The organism is Pseudomonas sp. NPDC089530 (assembly GCF_050280705.1).
Lineage (GTDB): Bacteria > Pseudomonadota > Gammaproteobacteria > Pseudomonadales > Pseudomonadaceae > Aquipseudomonas.
The window spans coordinates 1-10,864 of sequence record NZ_JBNNVU010000130.1 but is presented as its reverse complement, the minus strand read 5'-3'; the positions used below and the strand labels follow the sequence as shown (position 1 = coordinate 10,864).

At 65.6% G+C, this 10,864-nt stretch carries 6 protein-coding genes and 1 pseudogene; all 7 read left to right on the top strand.

Translation table 11 applies throughout. From position 1 onward, the window contains the following. Positions 1-8 precede the first annotated feature (8 nt). Positions 9-3,974 (top strand): glutamate synthase large subunit, encoded by a 3,966-nt coding sequence (gltB, locus tag ACQKQA_RS28085; protein WP_427564476.1) that lies wholly within the window; start codon positions 9-11, stop codon positions 3,972-3,974. Between the two features lie 19 nt (positions 3,975-3,993). After that, positions 3,994-4,170: pseudogene (gene tssK, locus ACQKQA_RS28080) on the top strand (type VI secretion system baseplate subunit TssK); the annotation flags it as partial. 5 nt (positions 4,171-4,175) lie between these two features. Then, positions 4,176-5,045 carry a type IVB secretion system protein IcmH/DotU gene (icmH, locus tag ACQKQA_RS28075; protein WP_427564474.1) on the top strand — a complete coding sequence of 290 codons (870 nt, stop codon included), beginning with the start codon at positions 4,176-4,178 and terminating at the stop codon, positions 5,043-5,045. 14 nt (positions 5,046-5,059) lie between these two features. Next, positions 5,060-8,587, top strand: a complete 3,528-nt coding sequence (tssM, locus tag ACQKQA_RS28070; protein ID WP_427564472.1) for a type VI secretion system membrane subunit TssM — start codon at positions 5,060-5,062, stop codon at positions 8,585-8,587. Next, a complete protein-coding gene (locus ACQKQA_RS28065) occupies positions 8,587-9,315 on the top strand; it encodes a PP2C family protein-serine/threonine phosphatase (protein WP_427564470.1) in 729 nt (242 codons plus the stop codon). The genes tssM and ACQKQA_RS28065 overlap by 1 nt, the downstream gene beginning before the upstream one ends. After that, positions 9,312-10,370 carry a serine/threonine-protein kinase gene (locus ACQKQA_RS28060; RefSeq protein WP_427564469.1) on the top strand — a complete coding sequence of 353 codons (1,059 nt, stop codon included), beginning with the start codon at positions 9,312-9,314 and terminating at the stop codon, positions 10,368-10,370. The genes ACQKQA_RS28065 and ACQKQA_RS28060 overlap by 4 nt, the downstream gene beginning before the upstream one ends. Before the next feature lie 21 nt (positions 10,371-10,391). Then, positions 10,392-10,864: contractile injection system protein, VgrG/Pvc8 family (locus tag ACQKQA_RS28055; RefSeq protein WP_427564468.1), on the top strand; the 473-nt coding region annotated here is incomplete at its 3' end.

The window sequence follows — 10,864 nt, the reverse complement described above, 5'->3', positions numbered from 1 at the left end:
GATATGACATTCTGTGTCAGAGGCTTGTTCAAGAGCAGCTTTACACTACAGCTGCACTATTAACGTCCCCTCGGACTGCCGCTGTTGATGGTGAGAAAGGCCTGATGATGCCGGCGGACCTCGCCGCCTTCTATCCGGACCTGGGTGACCCGCGCCTGCAAACCGCGATCTGCGTGTTCCACCAGCGCTTCTCCACCAACACCCTGCCGAAATGGCCGCTGGCGCAGCCGTTTCGCTTCCTCGCCCACAACGGCGAGATCAACACCATCACCGGCAACCGCAACTGGGCCCAGGCCCGGCGCACCAAGTTCACCAACGATCTGATGGATCTGGAAGAACTCGGCCCGCTGGTCAACCGTGTGGGTTCCGACTCCTCGAGCATGGACAACATGCTGGAGCTGATGGTCACCGGCGGTATCGACCTGTTCCGTGGCGTGCGGATGATCATTCCGCCGGCCTGGCAGAACGTCGAGACCATGGACGCCGACCTGCGCGCCTTCTACGAATACAACTCCATGCACATGGAGCCGTGGGACGGCCCGGCGGGCGTGGTCATGACCGACGGCCGCTACGCCGTCTGCCTGCTCGACCGTAACGGCCTGCGCCCGGCGCGCTGGGTCACCACCAAGAACGGCTTCATCACCCTGGCTTCGGAAATCGGCGTCTGGAACTACCAGCCTGAAGACGTGATCGCCAAGGGCCGTGTCGGCCCGGGCCAGATCTTCGCCGTGGACACCGAGACCGGGCAGATCCTCGACACCGATGCCATCGACAACCGCCTGAAGTCCCGTCATCCGTACAAGCAATGGCTGCGCAAGAACGCCCTGCGCATCCAGGCGACCATGGAAGACAACGACCACGGTTCGGCTTTCTACGACGTCGACCAGCTCAAGCAGTACATGAAGATGTACCAGGTCACCTTCGAGGAACGCGACCAGGTGCTGCGCCCTTTGGGCGAGCAAGGCTATGAAGCGGTCGGCTCCATGGGCGACGACACGCCGATGGCCGTGCTGTCCCAGCGCGTGCGCACGCCGTACGACTATTTCCGCCAGCAGTTCGCCCAGGTCACCAACCCGCCGATCGACCCGCTGCGCGAAGCCATCGTCATGTCCCTGGAGATCTGCCTCGGTGCCGAGCGCAACATCTTCCAGGAGTCGCCCGAGCACGCTTCCCGGGTGATCCTCAGCTCGCCGGTGATCTCCCCGGCCAAGTGGCGCTCGCTGACCAACCTCGACCGTCCGGGCTTCGCGCGTCAGGTCATCGACCTGAACTACGAAGAGAGCGTCGGTCTGGAAGCGGCGATCCGCAATGTGGCCGACCAGGCCGAAGAAGCCGTGCGCGCCGGACGCACCCAGATCGTCCTGAGCGACCGTCATATTGCCCCGGGCAAGCTGCCGATCCACGCCTCCCTGGCCACCGGCGCGGTGCACCATCGCCTGGTGGAAAAGGGCCTGCGCTGCGACTCCAACATCCTGGTGGAAACCGCCACCGCCCGCGACCCGCACCACTTCGCGGTGCTGATCGGCTTCGGTGCCTCGGCGGTCTATCCGTTCCTGGCCTATGAAGTGCTGGGCGACCTGATCCGCACCGGTGAAGTGCTGGGCGACCTCTACGAGGTGTTCAAGAACTACCGCAAGGGCATCACCAAGGGCCTGCTGAAGATCCTGTCGAAGATGGGGATCTCGACCATCGCCTCGTACCGTGGCGCGCAGTTGTTCGAAGCCATTGGCCTGTCCGAAGAGGTGTGCGACCTGAGCTTCCGTGGCGTGCCGAGCCGCATCAAGGGCGCGCGTTTCGTCGACATCGAAGCCGAGCAGAAAGCCCTGGCCGCCGAAGCCTGGAGCCCGCGCAAGCCGATCCAGCAAGGCGGCCTGCTGAAGTTCGTCCACGGTGGCGAATACCACGCCTACAACCCGGACGTGGTCAACACCCTGCAAGCCGCCGTGCAGCAGGGCGACTACGCCAAGTTCAAGGAATACACCGCGCTGGTGGACAACCGTCCGGTGTCGATGATCCGCGACCTGTTCCAGGTGAAGACCCTGGACACGCCGCTGGACATCAGCGAAGTCGAGCCGCTGGAATCGATCCTCAAGCGCTTCGACTCCGCCGGTATCTCCCTGGGCGCGCTGTCGCCGGAGGCCCACGAAGCCCTGGCCGAAGCCATGAACCGCCTGGGCGCGCGTTCCAACTCCGGCGAAGGCGGCGAAGACCCGGCGCGCTACGGCACCATCAAGAGCTCGAAGATCAAGCAGGTGGCCACCGGCCGTTTCGGCGTGACCCCGGAATACCTGGTCAACGCCGAAGTGCTGCAGATCAAGGTGGCCCAGGGCGCCAAGCCCGGCGAGGGCGGCCAGCTGCCGGGCGGCAAGGTCAACGGCCTGATCGCCAAGCTGCGCTACGCGGTACCGGGCGTGACCCTGATTTCGCCGCCGCCGCACCACGACATCTACTCCATCGAAGACTTGTCGCAGCTGATCTTCGACCTGAAGCAGGTCAACCCGCAGGCGCTGGTCTCGGTGAAACTGGTGGCGGAAGCCGGCGTCGGCACCATCGCCGCTGGTGTGGCCAAGGCCTATGCCGACCTGATCACCATCTCCGGCTATGACGGTGGCACCGGCGCCTCGCCGCTGACCTCGATCAAGTACGCTGGCGCGCCGTGGGAACTGGGCCTGGCGGAAACCCACCAGACCCTGCGCGGCAACGACCTGCGCGGCAAGGTCCGGGTGCAGACCGACGGCGGTCTGAAAACCGGCCTCGACGTGATCAAGGCCGCCATCCTCGGCGCCGAAAGCTTCGGCTTCGGCACCGCGCCGATGATTGCCCTGGGCTGCAAATACCTGCGTATCTGCCACCTGAACAACTGCGCCACCGGTGTCGCGACGCAGAACGAGAAGCTGCGCAAGGACCACTACATCGGTACCGTCGAGATGGTGGTGAACTTCTTCACCTACGTCGCCGAAGAAACCCGTGAGTGGCTGGCCAAGCTGGGCGTGCGCTCGCTGGAAGAGCTGATCGGCCGTACCGATCTGCTGCAAGTGCTCGAAGGCCAGACCGCCAAGCAGCATCACCTGGACCTGACCCCGCTGCTGGGCAGCGAGCATGTCCCGGCGGACAAGCCGCAGTTCTGCCAGGTGGATCGCAACCCGCCGTTCGACCAGGGCCTGCTGGCCGAGAAAATGGTCGCCATGGCCAAGCCTGCGATCAACGATCTCAGCGGTGCCGAGTTCGCGCTCGACATCTGCAACTGCGACCGCTCCATCGGTGCGCGGATCTCCGGCGAAATCGCCAAGGTCCACGGCAACCAGGGCATGGCCAAGGCGCCGATCACCTTCCGCTTCAAGGGCACCGCGGGCCAGAGCTTCGGCGTGTGGAACGCCGGCGGCCTGAACCTCTACCTGGAAGGCGACGCCAACGACTACGTGGGCAAGGGCATGACCGGCGGCAAGCTGGTGATCGTTCCGCCTAAAGGCAGCGCCTACAAGACTCAGGACAGCGCGATTATCGGCAACACCTGCCTGTACGGCGCCACGGGCGGCAAGCTGTTCGCCGCCGGCACCGCGGGCGAGCGTTTCGCCGTGCGCAACTCCGGTGCCCACACCGTGGTGGAAGGCACTGGCGATCACTGCTGCGAATACATGACCGGTGGTTTCGTCTGCGTATTGGGCAAGACCGGTTACAACTTCGGCTCAGGCATGACCGGCGGTTTCGCCTACGTGCTCGACCAGGACAACACCTTCGTTGACCGGGTCAACCACGAGCTGGTGGAAATCCAGCGGATCAGCGGCGAAGCGATGGAAGCCTATCGCAGCCACCTGCAGCGCGTGCTGAACGAGTACGTCGAAGAGACCGGTAGCGAGTGGGGCCGTAACCTGGCCGAGAATCTCGATGACTACCTGCGTCGCTTCTGGTTGGTCAAGCCGAAGGCTGCCAGCTTGAAAACGTTGCTTTCCAGCACCCGTGCCAACCCGCAGTGATATGCGCCTGAAGAGTTTGATGAAACCCTTGCCGGTGGCCCCGCGGCAGATCGCGTTCCACTCCAACAAAACCTATTTCATCCTCGAACTCAGTTCCGAAGACCTGGCGCAACTGGAGCGTTCCGGCGGCTTCGCCTTCCACGTGTCCGGCGAATTCGCCGAGCTTGAACTGAAATTCTGGGCCATCAGGAACTGACCGACATGATCAAGGACATGGAACACAACCAGGACGACAAGACCGTCCTGCTCGATCGCCAGGGCCATGGCCCGGCGCAGAGTCCGCTGACCGATTTCGCCGCGCCGCCGCGCTTCGAGCAACTGGAAGAGCGGATGATCTACGCCGCGCGCCTGCGCCCGGCCGAGGCCTTCAACATCAGCCTCAACGCGCTGGTGGCGGCGGCTTCGGATCTGTTGTCGGAAGTGGTGCGCCTCAAGCACAGCGACACCCGCGAAGACCTGCACGCGCTCAACGAGCGCCTGACCTCCAGCCTGAAGCTGTTCGAGGTGCGGGCCCTGCACAACGGTGCGGAAAGCAGCCAGGTCATGGCCGCCCGCTACGTGCTGTGCACCGTGGTCGACGAGGCGGTGGTCACTACCCCCTGGGGCAATGAAAGCGAGTGGTCGCAGATGAGCCTGCTCAGCAGCTTCCACAACGAGACCTTCGGTGGCGAGAAGTTCTTCCAGCTGCTGGACCGGTTGTCGAAGAACCCGGTCAAGCACCTGCCGATGCTGGAACTGATGTACCTGTGCCTGTCGCTGGGCTTCGAGGGCAAGTACCGGGTCATGGCCCGCGGCATGCTCGAACTCGAAGGCATCCGCGATGCGCTGTACCGGCAGATCCGCCAGCTGCGCGGCGACGTGCCGCGGGAGCTGTCGCCGCACTGGGAAGGCCTGCAGGACAAGCGCCGCAGCCTGGTGCGCATCGTGCCGTGGTGGATGGTCGCGCTGTTCACCCTGGTCTGCCTGGTGGTGATGTACTCGGGGTTCGCCTGGGTTCTGGGCGAGCAGCGCGAGACCGTTCTGCAACCTTATCAGCAGCTTGACCCGGCCGTGGTCCAGCACCAGCAGTAATACAGGGACGTGTGATGAAAAACTTCTTCAAGAAAGTCGGCGCCTTCCTGCGCAAGACGTGGGTCTGGACGCTGTTGCTGGTGCTGTTCGTGGCACTGCTGGTGTGGTTCGTCGGGCCGCTGCTGGCGGTCAACGACTACAAGTTCTGGGAAAGCGCGACCTCGCGCCTGCTGACCATCAGCGTGCTGTTCCTGATCTGGGGCCTGAGCATGGTCTTCGTCAGCTGGCGCGCCGGGATCCGCAAGAAAGAGACGGAAGAAAGCGAAGACGGCCAGGAACGCCTGCGCCGTGAAGAGCTGATCGACGAGGAGCAGAAAGAGCTGCGCAGCCGCTTCAAGGAAGCCATGCGCACCCTCAAGACCTCGAGCCTGTACCGCGGGCGCAGCGAGCGCTGGCGCAACGACCTGCCGTGGTACCTGCTGATCGGTCCGCAGAGCAGCGGCAAGACCAGCCTGCTGGACTTCTCGGGCCTGGAATTCCCGATCAACAAGATCGACCGCAAGCTGACCCGCGACACCGTCGGCACCCGGCATTGCGACTGGTACTTCGCCGACAACGGCGTACTGATCGACACCGCCGGCCGCTACCTGACCCAGCCCGACGCGGAAGTCGACGGTAGCGCCTGGAGCACCTTGCTCGGCCTGCTGCGCAAGCGTCGGCGCGGGCGTCCGCTCAATGGCGTGCTGGTGACCATTCCGGTGGAGCTGCTGCTGAGCGGCAACGAGCAGGACCTGGACACCCTGGCGCGCCAGGTGCGCGCACGGTTGCAGGACGTGCACCAGAAGCTGCACGTCGACGTGCCGGTGTACCTGGTCCTGAGCAAGGCCGACCAGTTGCTGGGCTTCGACGAGTTCTTCGACCAGCTGAGCCGCGAGGAAAGCGACCAGGTGCTGGGCACCAGCTTCCGCAAGGAACAGAACGGCACCGACGTCGCGGTACTGCGCCAGGAGTTCGAAGAGCTGCTGCGCCGCCTCAACAGCCAAGTGATCATGCGCATGCACCAGGAGCGTGACACCCAGCGCCGTGGCCGCATCCTCGACTTCCCGCATCAGTTGGGGCAGATCGGCGAGCGCCTGTGCCTGTTCGTCGACATGGCGTTCACCGGCAACCGCTACCAGCGGGCCAGCCAGTTGCGCGGCTTCTACCTGACCAGCGCGCCGCACCTGACGCAGAAACTCGACCACGACACCGCCAGCATCGGCGCCAGCCTGGGCATGGCGGCCGGCGTGCTGCCGACCCTGCGCAGCGGTCGTGCGCGCTTCATTCACCATCTGCTGAGCCGGGTGATCTTCCCCGAGGCCGACCTGGCCGGCCTGGACAAGCGCGAGCGCAGCCGCATCCATTGGGGCCAGCGCGCGCTGTACGTCGGCGCGCTGGCGGCCCTGGCGGTGTTCGGCCTGCTCTGGGCCGGTGGTTTTTCCGCTAACTACGAGCGCCTGGAAAACCTGCGCTCCCTGGCGCAGAACTGGGGCCAGCAACGCACGGCCCTGACCGCCCGCGACGACGCGATGGCGGCGCTCAAGACCCTCGACACCAGCTTCGAAGCCACCAAGGTGTTCCCGGCCAAGGGCGATGCGTCGTTGCACGAACGCCTCGGCCTGTACCAGGGCGAAGAAAGCAATCCAGTGGTGCTCGGCGCCTACGAGCGCGAGCTGCAAGCGCAACTGCTGCCGCGGGTGGCGCAGATGCTGGAAGGGCAGATCCGCAGCAACCTGCGCGACCGCGATCGTCTGCTCAACAGCCTGCGGGCCTACCTGATGCTGAACATGCAGGACCGTCGCGACCCGTCCTGGCTCAAGGACTGGGTGGCCACCGACTGGTCGACGCGCTACGCCGGCAACACCGCGGTGCAGAACGGCCTGAACGCGCACTTCGAACGCCTGCTCAAGCTGCCGTTCAGCTACCCGCTCAACGATGCGCTGGTGGCCCAGGCGCGCCAGGTACTGCGCAGCGAGTCGCTGGCCAACGTGGTGTATCGCGTGCTGCGCGAGCAGGCCCGCAGCCTGCCCGAGTACCGCCTGAGCCAGCACCTGGGGCCGCAAGGCGGGCTGTTCGTCGGCACCGACTACGCCATCCCGGGCTTCTACACCCAGCAGGGTTACCAGCAGTATTTCTCGGTCCAGGGCTCGGCGCTGGTCACCGACATCCTGCGTGACAACTGGGTGCTGGGCGAAGGCAGCGGCATCAGTGGCATGGACCTGCGCCGCCTGATGGTGGAGCTGGAGCAGCTGTACTTCCGCGACTACGCCAACTACTGGAGCGAAGCGGTGGGCCAGGTCGGCTTGCAGCCGTTCAGCGATGCCAGCGAAGGCGCCGACCAGGTCGCCGGCCTGACCTCGGCCAACTCGCCGGTGCTGCAATTGCTGGTGGAAGTGCGGGAGAACACCCGCTTCCAGGCCATCGCCGAAACGGCCGAAGACGCGACCGCCGTGGCGGACAAGGCGGCGGAGAAGGGCGGGGCGCTGGGCAAGGTCGCGGCGGCCGCCGCGGGCAAGGCCCAGGAAGCCCTGGCCAAGAACCTGCCGGACACCGCGAAGAAGTCCCTGCAACGGCGCTTCGAACCGCTGCACCGCCTGCTGGATGACAACAACGGCCCGGCGGCGGACCTGACGCCGGCGCTGCAAGCGCTGAACGACCTGCAACTGCAACTGGCCGGCCTGGCCCGGGCCAGCGCGCCCGAGCAGGCGGCGTTCGAGATGGCCAAGACCCGCATGAGCGGCCAGCGCGATGCGCTGAGCAGCCTGCGCAACGCTTCGGTGCGCCTGCCGCGTCCGGTGAGCGTGTGGTTCAACGTGCTGGCCGAAGACACCTGGCGCCTGGTGCTCAACGACTCCTACCAGTACCTCAACCAGCGTTATCAGAGCGAGCTGTACAGCTTCTACGGCAAGGCCATCAGCAAGCGTTATCCGTTCAATGCCCACAGCACCAGCGATGTCGCCATCAGCGACTTCCGCGAGTTCTTCAAGGCCCAGGGCATTGCCGATCGCTTCTTCGAAACCTACATGCGGCCTTTCGTCAGCGGCGATCCGGGCAACTACCGCCTGCGCAGCATCGACGGCCACAGCCTGCCGATGTCCAAGGTCTACCTCGACCAGATGGCCGCGGCCCAGGTGATCCGCCAGAGCTTCTTCGCGGAGAACCCGGCCGAGCCCCAGGTGCAGTTCAAGCTGGAGCCTTACACCCTGGACCCGGCGGTGAGCCGTTCCGAGTTCCGCTTCGGCGACAAGACCATGGAATACCGCCATGGCCCGATCGTGCCGGTGTCCTTCAAGTGGCCGACCGACGCTGAAGACGGCCGTACCAGCCTGGTGCTGGACAAGATGGCCGGGCGCCCGGTGGGCATTGAAAAGAACACCGGCCCCTGGTCGCTGTTCCGCCTGTTCGACCTGATGCAGACCGAGTACCTGACCGGCCGCGACGTGCTGGTGCTCAAGGCCGACCTGGGCGGCCTGCGCGCCAACTACCTGCTGATGAGCCAGCGCACGCCGAACCCGTTCGACATGGGCGTGCTGCGCACCTTCCGCATGCCGGTGCAGCTCTGATGCTGGTTGCCAGTCCCTGGCGCAGCGCTGCGCGCACCGACCCGGGCAAGGTCCGGGCGCGCAACGAAGATGCCTTTCTCGACTGTCCGGAGCAGGGGCTCTGGGTGGTCGCGGACGGCATGGGCGGGCATCAGGGGGGCGATATCGCCAGCCAGTTGATCGTCGCCAGCCTGGCCGAGTTATCGGCGCAAAACAGCTTCGACGAGCGGCTCAAGGACCTGCGCCAGTGCCTGCACTGGCTCAACCGGCGCCTGGGCCAGGAGTTGACCGTCACCGCCGAACGCCACGACAGCATCATGGGCAGCACCGTGGTCGCGCTGTTGCTCGAAGGCGACCGCGCGGCGTGTATCTGGGCCGGCGACAGCCGCTGTTACCTGTGGCGCGGGCAACGTCTGTACCAGCTGTCCAAGGACCACTCGTTGCAGCAGCAGTTGATCGACGAGCAACAGATGAGCGTCGAGCAGGCGCGGGCGCACCCGGCGGCCAACGCCCTGACCCGGGCAGTGGGCGCCAGCGAGCAGCTGACCCTGGATGTGCTGGAGCTGCAGGTCTACCCCGGCGACGCCTTCCTGTTGTGCAGCGACGGCCTGTACCAGGGGCTGACCAGCGATGCCCTGGGCAACGCCTTGAGCCTGGCTTCGCCGCAGGTGGCCCTGGAGCGTTTGTTCGACGGCGCCCTGCGCGGCTCGGCGCGGGACAACCTGACCGCCGTGGTGATCCGCCAATGAGTGATCTCGAATCCGGCCTGGACGACATCCTGATGAGCGAGGAACAGGCCAGCAACCTGACCTATTTCGCCTTCGCCAAAGCCAACGAGGCGCCGCGCCCGGCGGCGCCCAAGGCCAAGGGCAAAGGCCGCCACCGCGGGAAGAACCGCTCCAAGGCCAAGCCCGCGCCGCCTGTGGGTGGGCTGCCGGATGTGCTGGGCGGACGTTACCGCCTCGAGCGCCTGCTCGGCGCCGGCGGCATGGGCGCGGTCTACCGCGCGCGGGACCTGCTGCACGAGCAGTTCGGCGATCCCGACCCGTACATAGCGCTCAAAGTCATGAGCGAAGAATTCTCCGAGACACCGGACGCCAGTGCCTTGCTCTACAGCGAGTTCGCCCTGACCCGGCGCCTGCGCCACCCGAACGTCGTGCGTCTGCACAGCTTCGAGGTGGACACCCAGTGCCAGCGCGCCTTCATCACCATGGAGCTGATGCGCGGCCTGACCCTGGACAAACTGCTCTGCGAGCGGCCGTTGGGCCTGCCCTGGCCCGAGCTGCGCGAAGTAGTGCTGCCGCTGCTCGATGCCCTGGCCTACAGCCACGCACGCGGGGTGCTGCACGGCGATCTGAAACCGAGCAACGTGATGCTCTGCGAAGACGGCGTGCGGCTGTTCGACTTCGGCCTGAGCCAGGCCGAGGAGGGCGTGCTCACCGGCTTGCCGCACCTGAGCCGCGAACGCTTCAACGCCTGGACGCCCGGCTATGCCGCCCCCGAGTTGCTGGAGGGCGGGACCCTGTCGGCCAGCGCCGACCTGTACGCAGTGGCCTGCGTGATCTACGAGCTGGCGTGCGGCAAGCACCCGTATCGCCGGTTGCCGTCGACTCAGGCCCGCGACGAACGCCTGGACCGCTCGCTGCAGGCACCCAAGCATCTTCCCAAACACTGTTGGCCAGCCCTGCGTGCGGCGCTGGCCTTCGACGCGGCGGAACGCACCGTTACCGCCCAAGCATTGCGCGACGCCATGCGCGCGGATTCGTCCTGGCTGCAACGCTGGTTCCATCGGCGTAACGGATGACTACCGAACAGGGAGCAAGTCATGTTCAACCCTTCCAATGAAACCCACTTCAGCCTGACCGTCGACGACTTCCAGGGTGATTTGCAGGTGCTGTCGTTCGAGGGCATCGAAGGCATCAGCCAGCCGTTCCGCTTCGACCTGGAGCTGGTCAGCGAGAACCCCGACCTGGACCTGGAGACCTTGCTGCACAAGCAGGCGTTCCTCGCCTTCGACCCGCAGGGCTCGGGCATCCACGGCCAGATCTACCGCATGGCCCAGGGCGATGCCGGCAAGCGCCTGACCCGCTACAAGGTGTCGCTGGTGCCGCAGCTGCAATACCTGGCGCACCGCACCAACCAGCGTATCTACCAGCAGCTGTCGGCGCCGAAGATCATCGCCCTGATCCTCGAAGAGCACGGTATCCAGGGCAACGCCTACCGCTTCCAGCTCGGCACGCCGTGCCCGGAGCGCGACTACTGCGTGCAGTACGACGAGACCGACCTGCACTTCATCCA